Annotated in this window: 18 protein-coding genes and 2 riboswitches; of the genes, 8 read left to right on the top strand and 10 right to left on the bottom strand. The window is 54.8% G+C overall.

The window, feature by feature from the left end; all coding sequences use genetic code 11:
* Positions 1–4 precede the first annotated feature (4 nt).
* Positions 5–93, bottom strand: a riboswitch (cyclic di-GMP riboswitch).
* 275 nt (positions 94–368) lie between these two features.
* The 5 genes from DW724_RS10795 to DW724_RS10775 form a co-directional block, all read right to left on the bottom strand.
* The gene (locus DW724_RS10795) at positions 369–4385 is read right to left on the bottom strand and encodes an S-layer homology domain-containing protein (RefSeq protein WP_118761466.1); all 4017 of its coding nucleotides are present in this window, start codon (positions 4383–4385) and stop codon (positions 369–371) included.
* Positions 4378–4644 (bottom strand): hypothetical protein, encoded by a 267-nt coding sequence (locus DW724_RS10790; RefSeq protein WP_117490145.1) that lies wholly within the window; start codon positions 4642–4644, stop codon positions 4378–4380. Before DW724_RS10790 ends, DW724_RS10795 begins: the two co-directional genes overlap by 8 nt.
* 89 nt (positions 4645–4733) lie before the next feature.
* A complete protein-coding gene (locus DW724_RS10785) occupies positions 4734–7214 on the bottom strand; it encodes a LuxR C-terminal-related transcriptional regulator (protein WP_118761465.1) in 2481 nt (826 codons plus the stop codon).
* A 128-nt stretch (positions 7215–7342) separates the two neighbouring features.
* Positions 7343–8494: a sensor histidine kinase gene (locus DW724_RS10780; protein ID WP_118761464.1), complete on the bottom strand. Its 1152-nt coding sequence runs from the start codon at positions 8492–8494 to the stop codon at positions 7343–7345.
* A complete protein-coding gene (locus DW724_RS10775; RefSeq protein WP_118761463.1) occupies positions 8491–9165 on the bottom strand; it encodes a response regulator transcription factor in 675 nt (224 codons plus the stop codon). The genes DW724_RS10780 and DW724_RS10775 overlap by 4 nt, the downstream gene beginning before the upstream one ends.
* A 288-nt stretch (positions 9166–9453) precedes the next feature.
* Here DW724_RS10775 and DW724_RS10770 point away from each other — a divergent pair, with 288 nt between their 5' ends.
* The 4 genes from DW724_RS10770 to DW724_RS10755 all read left to right on the top strand — a co-directional run bounded on the left by DW724_RS10770 (position 9454) and on the right by DW724_RS10755 (position 12803).
* Positions 9454–9597 (top strand): CD1871A family CXXC motif-containing protein, encoded by a 144-nt coding sequence (locus DW724_RS10770; RefSeq protein ID WP_117490152.1) that lies wholly within the window; start codon positions 9454–9456, stop codon positions 9595–9597.
* On the top strand, positions 9590–10480 hold the full coding sequence (locus tag DW724_RS10765; protein ID WP_243105737.1) for a 4Fe-4S binding protein: 891 nt from the start codon (positions 9590–9592) through the stop codon (positions 10478–10480). Before DW724_RS10770 ends, DW724_RS10765 begins: the two co-directional genes overlap by 8 nt.
* Positions 10480–11298, top strand: a complete 819-nt coding sequence (locus tag DW724_RS10760; RefSeq protein WP_118761461.1) for a TlpA family protein disulfide reductase — start codon at positions 10480–10482, stop codon at positions 11296–11298. Before DW724_RS10765 ends, DW724_RS10760 begins: the two co-directional genes overlap by 1 nt.
* A 569-nt stretch (positions 11299–11867) precedes the next feature.
* The gene (locus tag DW724_RS10755; RefSeq protein ID WP_118761460.1) at positions 11868–12803 is read left to right on the top strand and encodes a nuclease-related domain-containing protein; all 936 of its coding nucleotides are present in this window, start codon (positions 11868–11870) and stop codon (positions 12801–12803) included.
* 49 nt (positions 12804–12852) lie between these two features.
* Here DW724_RS10755 and DW724_RS10750 read toward each other — a convergent pair whose 3' ends face one another.
* Genes DW724_RS10750 through yedE form a run of 3 tightly spaced genes read right to left on the bottom strand, consistent with a single transcriptional unit; the run spans position 12853 to position 14432 of the window.
* Positions 12853–13089, bottom strand: a complete 237-nt coding sequence (locus DW724_RS10750; protein ID WP_110435623.1) for a DUF3343 domain-containing protein — start codon at positions 13087–13089, stop codon at positions 12853–12855.
* Entirely contained in the window at positions 13089–13310 is a 222-nt protein-coding gene (locus DW724_RS10745) for a sulfurtransferase TusA family protein (RefSeq protein ID WP_118284744.1), read from the bottom strand. The genes DW724_RS10750 and DW724_RS10745 overlap by 1 nt, the downstream gene beginning before the upstream one ends.
* 21 nt (positions 13311–13331) lie before the next feature.
* On the bottom strand, positions 13332–14432 hold the full coding sequence (gene yedE / locus DW724_RS10740; RefSeq protein ID WP_118761459.1) for a YedE family putative selenium transporter: 1101 nt from the start codon (positions 14430–14432) through the stop codon (positions 13332–13334).
* A gap of 159 nt (positions 14433–14591) precedes the next feature.
* Between yedE and DW724_RS10735 the strand changes: the two genes are divergently transcribed.
* Positions 14592–15488, top strand: a complete 897-nt coding sequence (locus DW724_RS10735; RefSeq protein WP_158580277.1) for a selenium metabolism-associated LysR family transcriptional regulator — start codon at positions 14592–14594, stop codon at positions 15486–15488.
* 302 nt (positions 15489–15790) lie between these two features.
* Entirely contained in the window at positions 15791–17164 is a 1374-nt protein-coding gene (locus DW724_RS10725) for an MATE family efflux transporter (RefSeq protein ID WP_442861280.1), read from the top strand.
* Between the two features lie 201 nt (positions 17165–17365).
* On the opposite strand, the gene DW724_RS10720 is transcribed toward DW724_RS10725, so the two are convergent.
* Entirely contained in the window at positions 17366–18016 is a 651-nt protein-coding gene (locus tag DW724_RS10720; protein ID WP_116705310.1) for a peptidylprolyl isomerase, read from the bottom strand.
* A gap of 366 nt (positions 18017–18382) precedes the next feature.
* Positions 18383–19747, bottom strand: a complete 1365-nt coding sequence (locus DW724_RS10715) for an alanine/glycine:cation symporter family protein (protein WP_118761508.1) — start codon at positions 19745–19747, stop codon at positions 18383–18385.
* A gap of 180 nt (positions 19748–19927) precedes the next feature.
* Positions 19928–20031, bottom strand: a riboswitch (glycine riboswitch).
* Positions 20032–20323: 292 nt separating this feature from the next.
* On the opposite strand from DW724_RS10715, the gene DW724_RS10710 reads away from it, so the two are divergent.
* On the top strand, positions 20324–22072 hold the full coding sequence (locus DW724_RS10710) for an FtsW/RodA/SpoVE family cell cycle protein (protein ID WP_118761456.1): 1749 nt from the start codon (positions 20324–20326) through the stop codon (positions 22070–22072).
* 2 nt (positions 22073–22074) lie between these two features.
* On the top strand, positions 22075–23448 hold the full coding sequence (locus DW724_RS10705; protein ID WP_118761455.1) for a penicillin-binding transpeptidase domain-containing protein: 1374 nt from the start codon (positions 22075–22077) through the stop codon (positions 23446–23448).
* Positions 23449–23453: the final 5 nt, after the last annotated feature.

The following is a 23453-nucleotide window of genomic DNA, read 5'->3' as shown; positions in this document are numbered from 1 at the left end:
TCCTTTCGGTAACTGGCTGCCAGCCCTCTCGATGAGGGGTAAGGCCCTATAGCTTTGCGTCGCCACCTTTCGGTGGGTTTGCCATTATCGTTTGAGATGCGGTCAAAGCGACTGCATCATCTTCTTTTATCCACACTATAGCGCATCTATCGTGTTTTGTCAACAGGGTTTTACAAAAAAAGAAGAAATTATGACACGTTGCCGCAGAGTTACCGAAACTATGACATTTCCCCCGTTTCTCCCGCTCTTATCGCAGCGATTTGTCCGGGAATGCAGCTCGCTCCGCAGCGTGAGATGGCGGCAAAAAATCGGTAAACAGACGGCGGCAGGGGTATTCCCCTGCCGCCGCTTTCCATCAGTTGATTTGCTTATTTGCTGCCGTACAGTCTGTACAGGAACGTGACAATCTGTGCTCTCGTGCAGTTGTTATGCGGACCGAACAGACCGTTTCCGATGCCGTCGGTGATGCCCTTCTGCTCTGCCCATGCTGCCGCATCAGCGTAGTATGCATCGGCAGGTACATCGGTGAAGGCCGCACTGCCGCTGACCGCCGGACTGCCTGCCGCACGGTACAGGAGCGCTGCGCCTTGTGCTCTCGTGCAGATGGTGCCGGGTGCAAACGTTGTATCACTCGTGCCCTCGGTAATGCCGTTCTCAACCGCCCACAGAACTGCCTTTTCGTAATAGCTGCCGGAAGGCACATCCGCAAACGGATGGTTTGTGCTCTTCGGCTCGGGCGAGCCTGCCGCGCGCCACAGGAAGGTTACAATCTGCGCTCTGGGGCAGGCAGCGTTCGGAGCGAACAGCGTGTCGCTCATGCCGCCGGTAATGCCCTTCTGCGCCGCCCAGAGGACTGCGTCATAGTAATAATCCTCCGCGTGCACATCGGTGAAGAAGTTGAGCATGGTGTTGTCGTCCATAAAGACCGCCTTCACCGTGACCTTGCCCGCCGGCATGACGAAGGTGTACTTGCCGCTGCCCTTGTCGGTCAGTTCGAGCGCCTTGCCGTCCTTGTCCAGCACGGTCAGGCTTTCGAGGACGTAGCCCTTGTCGGGGGTTGCCGTGATGATCACAGTGTCGCCCTTGGATGCGGATTTGGGAGATACGGTGACAGTGCCGTGCTTTACATCATCTACAGATACCGAATAGCTGGGTGCGGAGAAGCCGCCGCCTCCGCCGCCACCACCGCCGCCGGACGAGCCGCCGCCGGAGGTGGAGTCTGTGATGCGAATGATGATCTTCTTTTCCACGATCACATTGGTGTCTGCGTTGACCGCAGCACAGATCAGGGTCATCGTGCCATCCTGATCACCGAAGCTGAGTGTATTTCCGCTGATAACGGCGTGCGTATCATTCTTTTCCATCGTCCATCGTACAGAAGCCGGATAGGCCGCCAGCTCTTCCGGAGTAAAGGCCTTGCCGAACTGATCGAACGTCGTTACCTTAGCTGCAGACAGATCCAGCGTAGTGTTTTTCCGAACGGACGATGGAATTCCGTCTGCGGTGATCGCAGTCAGCCGTCTCGGGGCATTGACCGTCAGCGTAATGTGGTTACTCTCGATGTCGCCGAAACGGGCATAGATCTCGGTAGAATCTTCTTTCAGTGCCTTGAGCGTTCCGTTTTCGAGCGAAACCACATCCGGCTTGGAGGTAACCCATTCAAAGCTGCCGCCGGTCATTTCTCTGCCATACTGATCGTATCCGGCAGCGGTAAACTGATCTGCAAGAACCGCATTTTCATCCAGCCGCAGGACAAAACCGTCCTTCATGTCGGCGCGGATTGTCTTGAGGGTCGGCTGCTGCTCGACCTTAACAACGACATTCTTTGCAGTCTTGCCGGCAGAGGCAGAGGAGGCTTCCAGAATCACATCCGCATAGGAGGCATCCGGGACACTGCCAACCGCAACGAGCAGTTTTCCGTTTTCAATCGTGGCATTGGTCTGATTGGTGTCTGCCAGCGTCCACTCGATGTCCGACGGAATTCCACAGGGATTGCCGTGCTGATCGCGCGCCAGCAGCGGAATGCGGGACAGATCATACTCTGCGCCCTCTACTGCGGCGGGAGCGCCGTCATTATAATACAGCTCATTCAGATACGGCTTTGCCGTCACCTGTACGGGCAGCGGCTGTGCCGTCCGATAGACCGTTTCGCCCTGCTCGTCCTGTCCGACCGGATAATACAGGGTAACCGTATCCGTGCCGACTACAAGACCGGTGATTACGCTGCCGCTGATTTCGGCATAGCCCTTATCCGAGACAAGCCGCCACTCGAACCGGTCATCTTGGAGCGTCATGTCCTCGCCGTACTGATCCTTGGCCTCCACATCGAGCGTGCTCAGGTCAAAGGTGTTCGCCGTATCGTCGTTATAGATCAGATCGGGAATCGTGCCGTTTACGGTCAACGTATCGAGCTGCCGCTCGGGCAGAACCTGCAGCGGTACACGGTTGGATTCCGTGCCGTTCACTACGGCATAAATCTGATAGGTTCCCGGCGCGGTAAACTCGATGCTGCCCGTGGTTTCGTCAACCGTAATGTCATCGTTTGCTTCTGCATACCACTTGACCTTGCCGGTTACATCAAAATCGTTGCCGTCCTCGTCCTTAGCGGCCACGGTCAGACCCTTAACGTCGGCGGTGTTGCTGCCGTCATTGAAGTAGAACGGCTCAAAGCTGCCCTCTACCGTAACCGAGGAAAGCACAACCGGCAGGATGGTCAGTTCAATCAGCTCGCTGTTGAAATCATCCGTTGTTTCGATCGTATCCTTCGGCTGATAGCGCAGGAACAGCTGTGCTCCGTCATTCGGCTTGAGCGCATTGAGGACGGGGTAGCCGTTGCGGTTTGTCGTGACCTCGGCATACTCCGAAGCGTCGTTCAGACCTTCGTCCACGACCGTCCATTCGCCGCTCAGGCGGGGATTGAAGCCGTACCAGTCCACGTCGTGTTCATTCTTCGCCTCGACCTTGATGCTGTCCAGACGCAGGCTTTGCTGCTCGTACAGAGAAACCTGTTCGGTATCAGGCACCAGACGATCGAGTGCATAGATTGGGTACACCTTCTGCGGGGTGATGACAGTGTTCTTGGAGGTGTAGTGGAACGAACCGAAGTACGGCGCAACCGGCTGACCGGAGCACAGCTGATCGGCTGCCGTCTTGAATTCGCCCTGATACAGGGTGTTCATATCCAGACCATCGGGGTCGTAGCCGGAGACATCCCGGTTCTGGATGCGTGCATCCAGATCCTCGATTGCACTTCTGCCGTTCCGACCGAAGGTATACTGCTTAAACTCCTGTCCTTTCCATCTATCTGCACTGGTGCCATTCACTTTGGTTACATGATAACCGGTAGCTGAGAGAATCATGGTCTTATATTTGATGTACACCGCGCCGGTATAGGGGATGGTCGTTTGCAGGTCGGTCACATCGATATTGATGTCAATGCCCGTATGTGCCGGCAGCGGTACGGAGATGGTATCCGTAATAGACTGCGCGTAGGACTCCTCCTTGCTGCTCTCGTAGGTCTTTTCCATGCCGTAGGAGTAGGAAAAGCTCTGCTCTACCTTGGCAGTGGGCGAAAGCGCGGCCAGAACGGGCACGCTGAATTCAACGCCTACCGTGGTCTCCTCGGTCCAGTTCTGCGAATAGGTATTGGAGACCGTAGTCGAGGTAGTGGTGCTCTTTTCATAGGTATAGCTCTTCTCGACCGTGTTTTCAAAGTCGTTGCGGTTTTCTGCCGTTACCTTGTAGCTGTCCGAGCTGCCGCCCAGATTAAACCGGTAGCCCTTCTGTTCGAGCGACGCCGTTGTGTCATCCGTCTCGATGGAAGGCGTTTCAAACCGATTCGCAATACCCTGAATTTCAAAGTCGTAGAACGCCTGCACATAGTAGCCGTAGCCGGTACTTACATAAGAGTGATGGTCATCGCGTTCCTTCTCCGCTCTGGTAGAGACATAATAAACCGGGGTTTCTTCTTCCGGAAGGCTGTTCAAAACACCCGAGCCGCTCAAAATCGCACTCTGGTCAACGACGCTGCTGACAGCATCCCGCAGGCCCTTGGATGTATACTGTACCTTTGCGTAATCTGCCGCAGTCAGAGCGGTATACGGCTCATGATAGCCGTGTTCATTGTTGTCGTTATAGTACGTTTTTGGCAAAACATTGTTTGCAATGCCCGCCCACTGCTCCGCAAATTCGGGGCTCTTGATCATCTCCTGCAAAATCTGCTCCTGTGTGCCCGGCAGATTGTAGGTGTCCGAGGCATCAAAGATCTCCCAGTCGTTTTTTGCCGTCACGGCTGCCCCGGCTGTTGGGGGCAGCATCCCTATACACATTACCACCGCCAGAAATGCGCTCAGCCCTCGCCGTCGTATCATCTGCTTTTTACTCATACCATTTTCCTCCTTTTCTGTGGTGTTCCTGCTCGGCCATGGAAAACAGCTCGTTATGGCTCATCTCCACATCGCCAAAGCGGACAAAAATGCCGTTTGTCACCGCGCTGTTCCACACCTGCGGGTCGGAAAATGACCGGAATCGGAATTTATCCAGATAGGGCTTCATATCCAGCAGCAGGCGGCTGCCGGAGATAAAATCGACCTGCAGAACGTGGTCGGTCAGCGGTTTGACTGACTGAATGTATTTCCGGTCCAAATGCGTACCTCCTCTCGCCTACACAAAATAAAAGGTTCACCGTACCTATAGGATACGGTGAACCTTTCCAAAAAACCATTCACAAGTTGTTAGTTTTTATCCGCAAGCAGGTCGAGCAGCAGCTTGCGCTTCGCACGCGGCTCTCCCTCTATCTGCAGCTTGGTGTAGATTTGATTCACATACTGCCGGATACTGCCCTCGGACAGATACAGCTTTTCCGCGATCTCGCGGTTGTTCAGCCGCTGTGCCATCAGCCGGACAATCTCATATTCCCGCTCGGTCAGCGCAGACAGGGCTTCCGGACGGTCAAATCCGGCCTTTCGCCGCTCTGCGGCTTCTCCCAGTTCGATGATCTGTGCAACCGTTCCGGTTTGCAGCCGCTCTGCCAGCAATGGCTTGAGATAGCGATAATTCTCCGCAAACGGGATGACAAAGCCGTCCGGTTCCGCATCGGTCAGTGCCCGATCGAGCTGCGCCTGTGCCTCCGCATGCTTACCCAGCATTTCATACGCCGCTGCCGTCTGGATTCGGATATGCATCGCAACCAGTGCATAGTGCATGCCTTCGCACACAGCAAGCAGCCTTTCGCTCCGGCCGACAACACGGGCGTAGTCGCCCTGTGCCAGACCGACCTGATTTTCGATCATCTCGATCATCGGCTTGCCCGGTGCAAGTGTATGCACGGTTGAAAGCCTGTGCGCACGGAAAACCTCCGGAATTTTATCGGTTTTTCCAAGCAAAGCGTAATAATACGCCGCAATCGCGTTCCATAGGTTCAGCCAGGAAGCATTGTGCTGCCGCAGCAGCTCCGCGTGCCGCTCAGCAAGCGTGCAGTGATACTTCATCTCCGCAAACAGCGACAGCCGCCACGCCAGAAAATCACAGCACAGCGCCATATTGGCCTGCCCGTTGTCCTGAATCCGGGCGCACGCGCTTTCGAGTTCGATATGTGCATCCGTCAAGCGTCCCTGCAGGAACGCCGCCTCGGCACGCATGATGGTCTCGGCACCCTGACCGTGATTGCCGGTGATTTTATAATAGTGCGGCATGCACTCGTCCATCTCGGCAAGCTCGCTCTGCAGCTCGCCCGGTGCGCGGTAAAACATCATCAGCACGGACGGTGAACCGAAGGTCCAGCCGCCGCCGGACTGGATGCTGATCGCCTTCCGCGACATCTGCGCGCTGGCACTCCGGTGCAGGCGGCTCATGGCGCTGATATCGTTGTAGCAGAGAAAACTCATGATCAGGTCGCATTCTCCCCGCAAATCGCCTTTTTCCTGTGTGGAAAGTGCTGTATTTTCGGAAATCGCCGTCAGCAGCAGCTCCTTCAGCTCCAGCATTTTCGGGATATTGCGCCAGTTGAACATACTCCGCATAAGCACCAGAATCGCCAGCGGATGACTTTTGAGCACAGCTGCCGGGCATTCGTCCAGCGCTGCCAGCACTGCCTTCGGGTGCAGCGAGGAAAGCAGAATGCCTGCATCCTTCTGCAGCGTGCGCAGCATCGCATCGTAATCGCCGTTTTGCCGGTACTCGGTCATGGCATGCAGATACAGCCGGTGATCCTCATACCAGATGCCGAGCCGCCCGCGGTAGACGGTCTGCCGTTCCTTCGGCATGGACAGGAAGGTGTGCAGTGCGCATTCCTTCATCATGTGATGAAACCGGTAGGTCGCGCCGTCCGGCAGACGCTTGACAAACGCATTCTGACCGGTCAGCGCGGCAAGCAGGTCCTCGGCGTGCGCGTCTGCCATGACGAACTGTGCCATTTCGACCGTGAATTCGTCGGCAAGTCCCATCACCGCAAGAAATTCCCGCTGCTTTTCGGGCAGCGGATCGATCATCGCAGCCGTAAAGATGGATGAAATATCCGAATTCGGGTCCGGCAGCACACCGTGCTCGGAAAACATCCGCAGATTCAGATAAACCGCCGAGAACCATCCCTCGCTGTAATACAGCAGCGTATCTATCTGCTCGTCGGAAAGCGCGGTTCCGCACCGATTGGTGTAGACCGCCAGCTCGGTATGGTTAAGCCGAAGCTGCGCCGTGCCGATCTGGTACACCTTTCCGCCCAGTCGGACAAGCTCTGCCGCCGGCAGAAACAGGTCACGGCTGGCTAAAATCAGATGAACATTAGGCGGCAGCCGTCCGGCCAGCGCACACAGGAATCCGGGTGCGCGCTTGTCGGTCAGCAGGTGAAAATCGTCAATAAAAATATAGCAGGACTTCTCACCGGTCAGCGCATGACACAGATCGTCGATCAGAAGTCCGCCGCTGGCTCCGTCGGTCGGACAGTCGTACTCCCGCAGAAAGGCAAAGCCTGCACGCGCAAAGGCATCCTGCACACTTTTCCAGAAAATCGCAAGATTGCCCGAGTACACACTGATGCGCACAATGTACGGCGCTTCGGCTCTGGCACGTTCCGCGAGATACCACTCCACCGCCGTCGTTTTGCCGTAGCCCATGGGGGCAACCACGGTCGTCATGGCACAGCGCGAGATTGGCCGCAGGCTCTCCTGCAGTCGCTCGGATATGTAGATCGTGTTCAGATTCCATTTCGATTTTGGCATGGCGCACCTCCGAATACTGTAATGTGCTCTCCTGTCCGTTATACTGTCTAAATTATACGGGATTTCAGAGCGGGTGTAAACCGTGTATGCTGTTAAGGCAGCGTGCATATATGCCCTAAATTTGCGCGTCAAGCCGCTTTTCCAACCGGCAGTGTTACCAGAATAGTCGTTCCCGTATCTGCGCTCTGTTCAACGCGCACTGTGCCGCCATGCAGCCGGACAATCTCCTGCACGAGCGCCAGTCCCAGTCCCACGCCGCCCATTGCGCGGCTGCGCGACTTATCCACGCGGAAAAACGGCTGAAAGATGCTGTCCCGGTACTCCTCGGCAATGCCCGGGCCGGTATCGCGCACGCGGATTGCCGCCTGACCGCCTTCCCGCTCGACAGATACTTCCACCGAACCGCCCGTGCGGTTGTACTTGATCGCGTTCTCTGTCAAATTGAACAGCAGCCGATACAGCAGCACATCACTGCCGACAAGCTGCACGTTTTCGCCTGCTTGCGTCAGTGTAATACCGTTTTTCTGTGCCAGCGGTGTCAAATCGACCAACACCTCCTCAACCATCGGTGCAAGGTCGATACGGTCGGTGCGCGGCACCGACCGCAGGTCGCTCATCTCAAGCAGGGTACGCACAAGCGCACTCAGGCGCTCAACCTGCTCCTGCTGAAAATGCAGCAATTTCGCAGTTTCTTCGCTCATCTGCCGATGTTCCGCCGCAAAGAGCTCCAGCCTTGTCTGCATCAGCGCCAGCGGTGTCCGCAGCTCATGGGCGGCGTTGCCCGTAAACTGCCGCTGTGCATCGAACGACTGCGCCAGCCGGTCCAGCATGCCGTTCACCGACTCGCTCAGCTGCCGGAACTCGGCAGTCGTATCCTCCGGCAGACGGGTGTCCGTCAGGCTTTCTTCGTTGATTTGTTCGGTCTGCTGTGCAAAATCCTTCAGCGGCTTCAAAGCCTTTCCGCTGAAGAAATACGCGATAATGGCACTCAGCAGTGTCACCAGTGCGGTGATGTACCAGCCTATGCGCTCAAAACGCACCTTTTCTTCATTGACCTGCTGCGAAAAGTCACTGAAAAATGCCTGCATATTCTCTTTGGGTATCTGAATGGTCATTTCCTGCTGGTTTTCCGTCTTGTATTCCACCACAAAGCCGTTCAGCGCATCCATGCTGCCCGAGCCTGAGTAAAACAGCAGCAAATTCAGGCTCACACACGCCGCTGCGATGAGCAGCGCGGTCAATATCGTAATGCGCCACTGGACAGAAATTCGTTTGCTCATTCGCCCGCTCCTATCTCGTAGCCCTGACCGATCTTGTTGCGGATCGGGTCGTATCCCAGTGCCGCACGCAGTTTTTTCCGCAGCATGGAGATATGCACACGGATGGAGTTGCTGAAGCTGTCCACGCTGCTGTCCCACACATGCTCGATCAGCTCCTCCTGGCTGACGGGCCTGCCGCGGTTGAGCAGCAGATATTCCAGAATGCCGCTCTCCTTGCGCGTGAGCGAAAGCGTCTGTCCGGCTGCCGTGGCCGTGCGGCTGCGGGTATCAAACGTCAGCCCGCCGCACCGCAGGCACACGTCCTGCTGCACAAATCGGCGGCGCGTCAGGCTGCGCACACGCGCTTCCAGTTCCTCTAAATGGAACGGTTTGGACAGATAATCGTTCGCACCGGCATCCAGTCCGTCAACCTTGTCGGATATTTCACTGCGCGCCGACAGGATGAGCACGCCGGTCTCCTGATCATGCTCCCGCAGAGTACGCAGCACCGTCATACCGTCCACCTTAGGCAGATTCAAGTCGAGCAGCACCAGATCGTATTTCTCTACCGCCAGCAGCTCCAGCGCCGCTTCTCCGTCAAAGCAGATATCCGCCTCATAGCCGGACAGACGCAGTTTTTTTGCAATGTCCTCACACAGATCGCGCTCATCCTCTATCACCAAAAGACGCATGGTCCTTCCTCCTTGCCGTTTCGTTACCTTTATTATAGCAGATACGGATAAAGTTTGTGTTAATGAAACTGTCAAAAAACTTCATTTTTCCGAGCAGCCTCTGAACTTGCTTCGCAAATTCTATTTTATGCGCGCTTCCGCGCGAAACACTGTATTCTCGAAAAATTGACTTTATCGACAGACTGTATGGCACTCTCACAAAAAATTTTCCGCATTTCCAGCCTGTTAACAAAGATTTTATGTCGTCCGCTGTATACTGTTTACAACAACTGTGAGAGGAGCACGACTATGCCGCGTTACAAAACCGCCGCTCAGCTGGTGCTGCTGCTGAGTGCTATTGCGATGATCCTTCTGGGCATCCGCCTCGGCGAAGCCGAAACCGTATTATCAAAGGCGATCCGCCTGTGTATGGAGTGTGTTGGCATTGGATAAGAAAAAAATCCCCTTTTTAGCCCGCTTTCGCGGCTGGATACAGGCGGCAGCCACCCTGCTGACCAATATCCACCTGCCGAATTTTGTACAGGGCAAACTATATCAGGGAAGCGGCAAGACCGTCTGCGTGCCCGGACTCAACTGCTATTCCTGCCCCGGTGCAACCGGCGCGTGTCCGATTGGCGCGTTTCAAGCGGTGATCGGCTCATCAAAGTTTAAATTTTCCTATTATATCACCGGAATCCTGATTTTATTCGGTGTCCTGCTCGGACGGTTCATCTGCGGTTTTCTGTGCCCATTCGGTTGGTTTCAGGAGCTGCTGCACAAAATCCCCTCGCCAAAGCTGTCCACCAAAAGGCTGAAGCCGCTCCGCTATGTAAAATATGCGGTGCTGCTGATCATGGTGGTGCTGCTGCCCGCACTTGTCACAAACGAACTCGGCATGGGCGATCCGTTCTTCTGCAAGTACCTGTGTCCGCAGGGCGTACTCGAGGGCGCATTACCGCTGTCGGCGGTCAATTCCGGTATTCGTTCCGCGCTCGGCGCGCTGTTTACATGGAAAGCAGCCGTTCTGCTGACCGTTATCGTGTGCAGTATTCTGTTTTACCGTCCATTCTGCAAATGGCTGTGCCCGCTCGGCGCCTTTTATGCCCTGCTGAACCGCGTTTCACTGTTCCAAATGCAGGTGGATACGCATAAGTGCGTATCCTGCGGCGCGTGTGCCAAAGCCTGCAAAATGGATGTGGATATCACGAAAAACCCCAATCATGCCGAGTGCATCCGCTGCGGCATGTGCATGAAAGCCTGCCCGACCGGTGCTATCTGCTACCGCTACGGTCTGGGCGATAAAACCCAAACGACTGACAAAGGAGAAACTATCTAATGAAAAAGAATCGACTGATCGCATTTGCCCTGTCCGTAAGCCTGCTGCTCGGCGCATCCGCCTGCGGCAAACCGGCAAAAACCGTCTCCGAGCTGATAGCGGAGGAAAACGCCATCCTCGACCAGCACCAGGAACTGTGGACAACGGCTCTGAATTCGCTCGACAAGGACAATCTGTCGCAGAGCACCCAGAGCACCAACTACGCTGATGTACTCGATCTTGCGATTAAAAACGTCAAGGACCAGCTCTCGGACGAGGACTACAAGACGCTGACCGACGATGCCGCCAAGGTCCGCAAGCTGGAGGACCAGCTGCAGGAACTTCCGCCCGAGGAAGGCACCACCGCATCCGACGACAGCACGTTCCCCGCTTTCGAGGGCAAAGACCTGGACGGCAACGCCGTGGACAGCAGCTTGTTCGCTGACAACGCGTTTACGGTCGTGAATTTCTGGTTCAGCGGCTGCAAGCCGTGCGTGGCCGAACTTGGTGATCTGGACAAGCTGAATCAGACCGTCAAGGCTCAGGGCGGCGAGGTTATCGGCATCAATACAGAAACGCTCGATGACAATGCGGATGCCATTGCCACCGCAAAACAGATTCTGCAGACCAAGGGGGCATCCTACCGCAACATCACCTTTGCATCCGGCAGCGAGGCCGGTCAGTTTGCACTGAACACCACGGCATTCCCGACCACCTATGTTATCGACCGGAACGGAAAAATCGTCGGTAAACCGGTACTCGGCGGCATCACGAACGAAAGCAGCATGAAGCAGCTGCAGGAGAATATTGATACCGCGATTGCAAACGACGGAAAATAACACCCACGGGTAACTGCCGCTGCAATCCGCATCATAAACATACACAGCGCAGATTGTGCTGAGAAAGGCAACGGAGATTAGCAGGGCCAGGTAAACGTAAACGAAGCCGCAGACGAAAGTCTGCGGCTTCTGTCTGTCAAAAAATCAGATTGGCGTTTTGCGTTTCGTGCGGTAGCACGCATCAAATAGAATTTGCGAAGCAAATTCATAAATTCCGGGAGCATGGTCCAGACCACCCTCTCTTGCCGCTATGCGGCAATTCACCTTGTGTATCTCGGAATTTATACAAGGGAAGAAAAAATGTGCCCGTCAGGGCGCGGTTTTTCTTCGATTTCGCTCGAAAGCGTGGTTTCGAGCGAGAGGCTGCTCGGAAAACGTTAGTTTTTCGACAGCCTCCGAAGCCGCAGACGAAAGTCTGCGGCTTCTGCGTGCCTGCGGAAATATCCACGAAGATATGCACAAACCTGTGGATAAATTTGAGGACGGAACTTTTCCTCGTTTCTCCTATATGGTATACTAAAATTATACAAGCGAAAATCGCAGGAAAAAGAGAAACACGAGGGATAAACATGGGACTGTTTTCAAAACCGGAGGTTGTGATTGCGAAAGAATCCAGCAACGCAAAGGAGTATCTGCGGCAGCTGGAAGAGCTGGCGGAAAAGGCAACCGGAGAAAACGCGAAAAAAATCGCAAAAGAGATTGCCGTGGTGAAAGCCGGCATTATCGGTGAGGATAATATTCTGTTTGAGCTGAAAAACAGCGGTATGGATATGGTTGTGCTGCACGATTTGTATATTGAAAGCGTGTCCGGTGCCTCGGCACAGATTGACTTTCTGGTACTGACTCCAAAGATTAACTTTGTGTTGGAGTGCAAAAATCTGTTCGGCAATATCGAGATCAACAGCAAGGGCGATTTTATCCGCACAATTCGCTGCAGCGGTCGGTACTATAAAGAGGGAATTTATTCGCCGATTACGCAGAATCAGCGGCATTTGCAGGTGCTCAAGGAACGAAGGAGCGAAAATGACGGCAAACTCCTTGCCGCATGGAAGAATTACTTGTTTAAGGACTTTTTTAGGGGATTAGTCGTGCTTGCCAACCCGAAAACTGTTGTCAACGACCGATATGCGAAGAAAGAGGTCAAGGAACAGGTCATTCGAGCAGACCAGTTGATTGAAACGATAAAACGAGTGAATAAGGCGTCCAAGGAATCGGCTTCTTCCTTGAAAGATTTGAAGGAGATGGGTGAGCGGTATCTGCTGATGCACATTGAAATGCCAATCACCTATATCGAAAAATTCAAGCAGGAGGAGCTGGAAGACCAGCCTGCCGCCGAGCGGCCTGCACCTGCGCCGTCGGAGGGAAAATGCTGTCCGAAGTGCGGCAAGCCGCTTGTCATGCGGGAGGCCAGACGCGGCACACATATCGGCGAAAAATTCTGGGGCTGCACAGGATTTCCTCAATGTCATTTTATAAAGAAAATCGTGAAAACCGAAAACAAATAAACAGAAAAGCGGCATGACTTGCATCAAAGTCATGCCGCTTTATGGTTACTTAAAACACAAACGCCTCGCTCTGCTCGATCTCAATCCCGCAGTCCGCGATAACCGTCTGATACTGCGCGTAAACTTCGGCTTCCATGCGCCACGCGATGCCGCATCCGGCGGACAATCTGCGCGGTACCGGCACCAGCCGGCCGGCAATACCGTTCTGCTTGCAGAATGACTCCATCTCCATGGCAGCATCGGTGGTGTGGAAGGTGAGCACCTGATACGGCTTTTTCTCTCGCATTACGCCTGAAAAACGATCTCGAAGCACCCGTCCGGACGCACGGTCGTCTGACCGGACTTGTTCTCATACTCGAGCATTTTCTCGATATTCTTGCGGGTGTGTGCCTCGTCACCGAGCACACGGATCAGCTTCCCCGGGTGATCCTGCATCGCGTCCATCGCCAGCAGAACCGGCTCCGGACAGGACAGACCGCGAACATCTACTTCAACATATTCAGCCATTGCACATTCTCCTTTTCCGACTTACTTTGCTGTCTTTTTGCGGCGCAGATTGGTGCCCGCAATGACAAACAGCACGATAATGCAGACGATCACGGCGATTTTGCCGGCTGCCGCCGGACCGCCTGCGACTGCAGGCTCGGTTTCGGTTGCCGCCTTGGCAGCCGCGCCGACCAGACCGAAGTTATGCGCGAATGCCGCACCGATCAACATACCGAGGAAGGTGACCGCGCTGTCAGACGAACCCTGACCTGCCAGAATGAGCTGACGCAGCGGGCAGCCGCCAGCCAGCACAGCCGCAAAGCCTACAACATACATGCCAAGAATGTTCCACAGGTGCTGGGAATGCGCGATCGGCTGACCGGAAAAACCGAGGTGGAAGCTGCCGGTTGCCGCATTGTAGACTGCCATCACTGCAAACAGGGCCGCGATAATGCTGATCAGGTCGAAGTTCTTCATCAGAATGATGTCGCGGATGCTGCCTGCAAAGCACATACGGCTCTTCTGCGCGAGCGCACCGATGATGAGCGCAACCACCAGAGAAAGGATGATCGGCGCATGCTTGCTGCCCGGGCCCTCGGTGCTGACCGCGTAAGCGCCGGTCGCTACGCCGATTACGAGCAGCGCCGCCAGCACAACCGGCAGAACGGCACCGCCGACCGGCTTGGCCTCATACGCACGGCCGAGTGAGAAACCCTTCTTGAGAAAGAACGAGCCGGTCGCTACACCGCCTGCAAAGCCGATAAGCGCGACCCACGCATTCAAGTCACCGGCGGCCATGCGCAGCACCATTCGGAGCGGACAGCCGAGGAATACGAGGGCGCCAATCATCATCGCAGCGCCCAGAATAAAACGCACCATCGGCGAGGAACCGGCGGTGGACTTATACTCCTTGGTCAGCAGCGCCAGCAGGAACGAGCCGCAGACAAAGCCGACGACCTCCGGACGGAAATACTGCACCGGAGCCGCAGTGTGCAGCTTGAGCGCGCCCGCCATATCGCGGACGAAGCAGGCAACACAGATCGCCATGTTGGCAGGATTTCCGTAAATTGCCAGAAGCATCACCAGCAGCCCGATCACCGCACCGGACACCGCCAGCTTCCATGTCTTGTCAAACAGTTTCATGATTTTCTCCTTTTTTGTGAAATGAGGGAATTTTATGCTGTATTCAGTATATCATGCGGTGTTTTCAATGTGAAATTGATTCTATTGATAATTTGATTGAATCTATTGATATAATCTATAAATACAGCTATAATGGAGAAAACGAAAGGAATGCCGCCCATGGATATTCGTCAGCTGGAAGCCTATGTCTATACCGTGAAGTACCGCAGTTTTTCACTTGCTGCACAGAAGCTGTATCTGTCGCAGCCGACCGTCAGCGCGCACATCTGCAATCTGGAAAAGGAGCTGCATACACAGCTGCTCAAGCGTACGACAAAAACGCTCTCGGTGACACCGGCCGGTCAGACGCTGTATAATTATGCCGCAGAAATCCTCGATTTGCGGCACAAAGCCATTCTGGAGCTGTCCAACGAGCAGGAAACCATGCTGCATATCGGCGTATCGTCCGTGCCGTCGCTATATCTGCTGCCCGAGCTGCTGGCAGCGTACCACGAGAAGGCCCCGGAGATCCGGTTCCGCACCAGCTGCTCGGACAGTCTGGATGTGATAAGCAAGGTCGCAGACAGCACCTGCGATATCGGTCTGGTCGGCACAAAGACCGCAGAGGCCAACTGCGAATTTCTGCCGGTCACCTCGGACGAGCTGGTAATCGCCGCACCGAACACACCGCATTTCCGTGCCTATCAAAGCCAGTCGGACCCGCTGACAGCGCTCCTGCGCGAACCGTTCCTGCTGCGCGAGGACAACTCGGGCACCAAGCAGGAAACACTGTATTTCCTCCAGAATCACGGCCTGTCGCTTGATGAACTGAATGTCATTGCCGTCATGGATGACGCGGCAGCGCTCAAGCGTTGCATCGCACTTGGCATGGGCATTTCCATTCTGTCGCGCGCAACTGTGCAGACCGATGCACAGCAGGGACGCCTGCTGCTGTTCCCCCTCGGACGGTCAGCGTTCCTGCGCCGGCTGTACATTGTGTATCCGTCCATACGGCGTATGTCCGAGCAGGCTATTCACTTTCTGGATTTTATGAAAAGGTATTATCGGATTGGATAACAGCCGTGCTGTCCGGTTTGATATAGCCAATCGGGCAGGAGGCTCTCCTGCATAGAAAACCGGTCGGTTCTATCCGCAAGGTCAAAACGGACAAAGCGGATTCCTTAAGGCAACACCGGATTATATGGAGGCGGGAAAGGCATCCATTCTGTGTTCCTGTGAACCGGCTGCAGCAATGGTATTTGGCTTTTTCTTGTTTAGAGAAATTCCTGCGGTGCTTTCGATTACAGAACTAATCATTATACCGATCGCACTTGCTATGCTCGTACTTTCTAATAAAAAGCCGGAAATTGTGGAGGAAAATGATCATGTCAAAAGATGAGTATTTGATTACCGATGCGCCACTGAAAGCGCTGACGGTTTTTGCCATGCCGATGATTCTCGGCAGCTTTTTTCAGCAGATATATAATATGGCCGACTCCATCATCGTTGGTCAGTTTGTCGGCTCCTCCGCTCTTGCGGCGGTCGGCGCCTGCGCTGCCCTGACCAATGTTTTCATTTGTGTGGCGCTGGGTGCCGGTGTCGGTGCCGGCGTGCTCGTAAGCCGTTATTTCGGCGCCAGAGAATATGGTAAAATGAAAACCATTGTATCTACCTCCCTGATCAGCTTTTTACTTCTGAGTATCATCCTTGGCGTCTTTGGCTTTTGCTTTTCCCATGCGATGATGAGCGGATTACAGACCCCTGCCGATATTCTGAAGGAGGCAGTACTGTATCTGCGGGTCTATTTCGTAGGTTTTCCGTTTTTGTTCATGTACAATATTCTTTCTACCATGTTCACTTCCATTGGTGAATCAAAAATTCCGTTGGGACTGCTGATCTTTTCATCAATCCTGAATATTGTGCTGGATCTTTGGATGGTAGCCGGTCTGGGACTTGGCGTGTTCGGTGCGGCGCTTGCAACGCTGATTGCGCAGGGCATTTCGGCTGTGTTTTCACTTTTGATTTTCTTTTATCGGATGCGGCGGTATAAGAGCAGCTTTGTCTGGTTTGACGGGCAGGAGCTGCGTTCGATGCTTCAGATTGCTGTTCCATCGGTTCTTCAGCAGTCTACCGTATCCATCGGTATGATGATCGTACAGGCGGTGGTAAATCCCTTCGGCACACAGGCACTCGCGGGATACGCGGCGACGATGCGGGTGGAGAACGTCTTTTCTCTGATTTTTGTGTCCATCGGCAATGCGGTTTCGCCGTATGTTTCCCAGAACCTTGGCGCAAACAAAACCGAGCGCATCAAAAAAGGCTACCGCGCAGCATTGGTGCTGGATGTATGTTTTGCTGTTCTTGCCTTCCTTGTCATTGAAACGCTGCACACGCAGATTTCCTCGCTGTTCCTTGGAAAAGACGGAACCGCCCTGGCTTATCAGGTGTCCGGGGATTATATGAGATGGATTGGTTTCTTCTTTGTCTTTATGGGCATCAAAATGGCGACCGATGGCGTTCTTCGCGGACTCGGAATCATGCGGCCGTTCCTCATTGCCAATATGGTAAACCTTGCGATTCGCTTGTCCGTGGCGTTGATCTGTGCACCGCGTTTTGGTATTGCATTTGTCTGGCTTGCCGTGCCAGCAGGCTGGCTTGCCAACTTCCTGGTTTCCTATGCAGCTCTCAGGAAATCCTGGCCGACTGAAAAAAGTGGTGTTATCTCGGTAAATTCCAGTTTACCGAAAAGATGAAATCCTTCGGAACAGCATCTGAAATATTAACAGCGAAGTAAAAAAACATCCCGAATCCTGTGTACAGTCCGGGATGGAACTGCACCCCCTCTGTCAGACCGTATGATATACAGTCTGACAGAGGGGGTGCTTTATTATGTTAAGAGGAAAACCGAAACTTACTCTCCAATCTTCACCCTCAACTCTTTACGCTTTGCACAGTCAGTCGATAATCTTAATGCTCTCAATAACCGGCTGATTTTCCGTCTTAACCGTGCCGTTATCGTCCTCGACCGGCGTATTATCGCAGATTTCATCCACTACATCCATGCCCTTGGTCACATAGCCGAAGCAGGCGTACTGACCGTCAAGATAGGTGCTGTCCTGCTGAACGATGAAGAACTGCGAGGATGCGCTGTCCGGATTGCTTGAGCGTGCCATCGAAACCGCACCGCGCGTGTGCGACAGCTTGTTCTCCACGCCGTTATCCGAAAACTCGCCCTTGATGGTGTTCTCCGAGCCGCCGGTGCCGTTGCCCAGCGGGTCGCCGCCCTGCATCATAAAGCCGGTAATAATGCGGTGAAAGGTCAGTCCGTCATAAAAGCCGTCGTTTGCAAGGTCCATAAAATTCTGAACTGAGATAGGCGCTGCATCGCCGTCCAGTTCGATGTCAATCGTGCCGTGGTCCTTGATGGTGATTTGTGCATGGTGCTGACCGATGGGCTGTGCGGTCTCCTCAGCAGTCGTCTGCTGCGAGTTATCGCTCGTGTCGGTGGCATCATCCGTCGAGGTCTGCGCGCCCGATTTACCGCCGCAGGCGGTCAGAACCAGCATCGCCAACAGGCCAAAAAGCAAAAATGTACGTTTTTTCATGTGAAATTCTCCTTTTTAGGCAATACCGCATCATTGAACAAGAGCGATTTGCGAGTAAATTTCGCATTCTGATTAGGCGCGGGTTTGCAGCAATACTTTGTGTATTGCAAAAATCCGCAACGACATCAGAGCGTAAAATTTCCGCAAAGCGCCGCAGCTTTAATTATGCGGTGTTGCCTTATATCCTGAACGGGTGGAATATGAAAATGTTCCCGCGGTACTCCCCTATTATACGGTACTGCGAACGCGAAAACCAGTGTTTTTTCGGTGTCTGCAAAAAATGCACCGCAAAACTGCGGTGCATTTTCTATCAAACGATACAGTGCGGAACCGATTTCTGCACAAACCGTGTCGTTCCGCGACAGCTTACTTCATAATGTCCTTATCGTGGGCCGCTTTGGCAACCAGACCGGACAGCGCCAACAGCGCGATCAGGTTCGGGAATACCATCAGGCCGTTGAACAGGTCGGACAGGTTCCAGACCAGATCAACATGCAGTGCGGAGCCGATCACGATGCAGACAACAACGATAGCGGCATATACCTTGACTGCCTTGCTGCCGAACATTGCCTTTACGTTCTGCTCACCGAAGAAATACCAGCCGATGATGGTAGAGAACGCAAAGAACAGCATGCAGATCGCAACAAAGATCATGCCCGCCGAGCCGAGGGAAGCCTTGAAGGCTGCCTGTGCCAGCTCGGTGCCCTGCAGACCGTCCGGTGCGCCCGGATTGAGCATACCCGAGGTCAGGATGACCATAGCGGTCAGCGTCAGTACAACAAAGGTGTCGATGAATACGGAAACGATAGCGATCTCGCCCTGATCCTGCGGACGCTTTACCTTAGCGAGCGCGTGCGCGTGCGGCGTGGAACCCATGCCAGCCTCGTTGGAGAACAGACCGCGTGCAACGCCGTAGCGCATTGCCTGACGAACCGTGATGCCTGCAGCGCCGCCGAGGATAGCCTGCGGGTCAAATGCTGCAACAAAGATGGACTTGAACGCCGGAATGATTGCCGCGTGGTTGATGCACAGAATGACAACACAGCCCAGCATGTAGAACATTGCCATGATCGGAACGACCTTCTCGGTAACAGCCGCAATACGGCCAACGCCGCCGAGGAAGATGAACGCTGCAATGATCGCACAGATGATGCCGACAACGATCATCGGTGCGCCGAACGCGGTGTTGAACGCTACGCTGATCGAGTTTGCCTGTACCATGTTGCCGGTGAAGCCCAGCGCGAAAATAATTGCAATCGAGAAAAAGCCGGCGAGGAACTTGCCGAATTTACCGGTAAAGCGTGCGCGGATGTAGTAGATCGGACCGCCGGTAACGTGGCCCTTGTCGTCCGTAGTCTTGTACTTCTGCGCGAGAACCGCCTCGCCGTAGATGGTGGACATGCCGAAGAACGCACTCAGCCACATCCAGAAAATCGCACCCGGGCCGCCGGAATACAGTGCGGTAGCCGCGCCTGCAATGTTGCCGGTGCCGACCTGCGCCGCGATTGCGGTCGTCAGCGCCTGGAACGGACTCATGCCGTCCTTGCCCGCCTTCTCACCGTTAAGCGAGAAATGGCCGAACAGATGCTTCCAGCCTGCGCCGAACTTGCGCACCTGAACGAAGCGCGTGCGGATGGTAAACACGATGCCGGTGCCAACCAGCAGGTACAGCAGCAGGCCGTTCCATACGACGTTGCTGACCTTGCTTACCCAGTCTGCCAATACTTCCATTGTCATTTTACATACCCCTTCTTTGTTTTGCGGCAAACAAAAAAGCCGAACCCAATCAGCATCGGGTTACGGCTCCAAAGAAACGGAAAGACAGCAAACAGACGGTACACCCTGCACCGTGAGAAAACATTTGCTGTGGTTCCGCGGAACTTATTTTTATATCCTAACGTCTATAAAAACAGGTTCATCTCTGTCCTTTTGCCTGAGAGATTGGCACGCAAACCCCTTTGCGCGCGTTGCACCTTCGGCAGTCCCCTTGAGGAACGTTCTCCAGAGCCACATCCATTTACAGTCCTCATCCGGAAAACCGGACACCTGAGAGTTTTGCTCCTTCGGCAAGCCATGGGCAGTTGCCCGCGCGGCTTTTTCCTGCAAACTTCGTTTGTCGCGTATGTAGTTTATGAATTCAGTGTAACACCGTGACAACATTCTGTCAATGTCAATCAAGATATTCGTGAAAGTTTGTGAAAAACAGCAAATTTCTTGACAACCTATGCTATAATAGATAGGCTATACTGGTAGTATTATTGGTAAATCCAAGTAATCAACAGCATCCCTCGAAAGGAGGAAATTTACATGAATGATGCTTTGCAGCAGCTTCTCGACAGGCTGACGGCTCTGCTGGCGGAAAAACCGCTCATCGGGGCGTGGTACACGACCGTTGTGCGCTTTGTGTTCCCGCTGCTTGCGCTGATGATCCTTGTCGGTGCGATCCGCTCGCTGTGGAAGGTCAAGCACCCGGATGAGGTCTGGGGCTATCTGGTGCTGCGCAACGGCGTGCGCCTGCCCATCACCCACTGGGAGAACATCATCGGACGCGCACCCAGCTGCGATGTGCAGCTGGAATATCCGTCGGTATCGCGTCAGCACGCCGCGCTCATCCGCGAGGATGACGGCAGCTGGACGATATACGACCTCGGTTCCAAGGGCGGCATCAAGGTAAACGACCTGTCGGTGGACGAGTATGCGCTCGTCGAAGACGGCGACACGGTCACCTTTGCGGGTATTCCCGCTATCATGGAGCCCATTACCGCTGAGGAGAAGCGCACACAGATGGTCGAACGCCGCATTGAGGGCAAGCCTGCCGGCATGTGGGGTTCGCTCGTACTGCTGACGCTGTTCCAGATCCTCACCGGTCTGCAGCTCATTATCGCACAGGGCGACAAGGCAACCACCACCATTCCGCTCACCTTTTTTGTCTTTACGGTAATCTGCTGGGCGTATTTCATCGTCATGCGCCTGTTCCGCCGCATCGGCTTTGAAATGGAGACGATAGCGTTCTTCCTATGTACGCTGTCACTCGCCGTCACCGGCTCGACCGTGCCGGACGAGCTGCCCAAGCAGCTGATTGCGATTTTGATGGGTCTTGCCATCTTTATCGTGCTCGGCTTCTTCCTGCGTGACCTGACCCGGGCGCAGAAGGTGCGCTGGTTTATGAGCGCAACGGCAGTCGGACTGCTGGCTATTACACTGCTGATCGGCTCGTCGCAGGGCGGCGCGAAGGCATGGCTGCGTCTCGGTCCTCTGTCTCTGCAGACCTCGGAAATTGCGAAAATCTGCTATATTTTTGCCGGCGCAGCAACGCTCGACCGCCTGTTCAACAAGCGCAACCTGTGGATGTTCATCGGCCTGACCGCCATCTGCGGCGGCTGTCTCGCGCTGCAGAACGACTTCGGCACCGCGCTTGTGTTCTTCGTGACGTTCCTTGTCATCGCGTACCTGCGTTCGGGCGATTTCGCCACCATCGGCCTTGTGTGCGCCGGCTGCTTCGGCGCGGGCATGGTCATGCTGACCATCAAGCCGCACGTTGCCGCACGATTTGCCTCCTGGGGACATATCTGGGAGGATGTGTACGACAAGGGCTTCCAGCAGACGCATACGCTGACCGCAGCCGCCTCCGGCGGCATGATCGGCGTAGGCGCAGGCAAGGGCTGGCTCTCGAATCTCCCTGCCGCGGATACCGATATCGTGTTCGGCATGCTTTGTGAGGAATGGGGGCTCGTCATTGCCGTGCTGACCATCCTGTGCATCATTACGCTGGCTGTGTTCGCGGTGCGCGCCTGCCGCGCCGGACGCTCCAGCTTTTACACCATCGCCGCATGCGCGGCCACCAGTCTGCTGGTGTTCCAGACCTGTCTGAATGTATTCGGTGCGGTCGATATTCTGCCGTTCACCGGCGTTACGCTGCCGTTCGTATCCAACGGCGGTTCGTCCATGCTGTCGGCATGGGGCATGCTCGCCTTTTTGAAGGCGACCGACACCCGACAGAATGCATCGTTCGCGGTTCGTCTGCCCAGCCGCCGCGAGCTTAGAGGGGAGGAGTAACCATGCGGAAAATCGAAAAACGCAGTATTTTCTGTCTGATCCTTGCCGCACTGCTCGGTCTGGGTCTGGCGTTCTTCTGCTTCCAGTTTGTCGTGGACGGCGGCGACTGGGCCTCCTACCCGTACAACCGTCATCTCTATAACAACGCCGGTCAGCTGAAAGGCGGCACCATCCTCGACCGGGACGGCGATATGCTGTCCACGCTCGACGAGGACGGCAACCGCATCTACAATGATGACGCAGCCGTCCGGCGCGCCACACTGCACGCCGTCGGCGACAAAAACGGCAACATCGGTGCGGGTGCGCTCACCTCGTTCGCGGATAAGCTGTCCGGCTACAATCTGCTCACCGGCGTATATTCTCCGCTCGGCACCGGCAACAGCCTGTATCTGACGATTGATGCCTATTTGAACAATGTCGCCTATCAGGCTTTGAACGAAATGAACGGAACGGTTGGCGTTTATAACTATAAAACCGGTGAAATTTTGTGCATGGTGTCCACACCAACATTCGATCCGGCCAATCCGCCGGACATTGCGGCGGATGATCCCGCATGGGACGGCGTTTACGTCAACCGACTGCTGTCCGCAAACTCGATTCCGGGCTCCATCTTCAAGGTTGTGACCATCAACGCCGCTATCGAGAACATCCCCGACCTGTTCCAGCGCAAGTGGACGTGCACCGGCTCGGTCAACATCGGCGGCGAGGAAGTCACCTGCCCGCACGCTCACGGCGAACAGGACATCGAGGAAGCGCTCGCCAACTCGTGCAACGGTGTGTTCGGTCAGCTGGCTGTCGAACTCGGCGGCGAAACCATGCAGAAATACGCGGATGCCGCCGGGCTTACCAAGTCCATCAAGGTGGACGGCATCCAGTCCTCTGTCGGCAAGTTTGATTTCTCGGGCAATGACAATCAGCTGGCGTGGTCGGGTGTCGGTCAGGGTCAGGATACCCTGTGCCCAATCAACATGCTCCAGTATATGGGCGCGATCGCCAACGGCGGCAAGGCTGCCGTGCCGCGTCTGATCGAAAAATCCACCACAGATTACGGCCTGCCGACCGGCATTTACTATCCGCACAAGTCGGCGCAGCTGATCGACGAAAAGACCGCGGGTACCATCGCGGATATGATGCACAACAACGTCATCGAGACCTACGGTCAGGATCGTTTCCCGGGCATGGATATCTGTGCCAAGTCGGGCACCGCCGAGGTCGGCGCGGATAAATCACCGAACGCATGGTTCACCGGCTTCCTGCGCGACGAGGCTACGCCGTATGCCTTCATCGTTCTCGTCGAGAACGGCGGCGGCGGCTCGTCGGTTGCCGGTACGGTGGCTTCGCAGGTGCTGCAGGCTGCGGTAGAAAAGGGTTATTAAGGAGA

Source organism: Butyricicoccus sp. AM27-36 (assembly GCF_003480945.1).
GTDB lineage: Bacteria > Bacillota > Clostridia > Oscillospirales > Butyricicoccaceae > Agathobaculum > Agathobaculum butyriciproducens.
The sequence above is the reverse complement of the archived record's forward strand: the minus strand, read 5'-3'. Positions and strand labels throughout refer to the sequence as shown.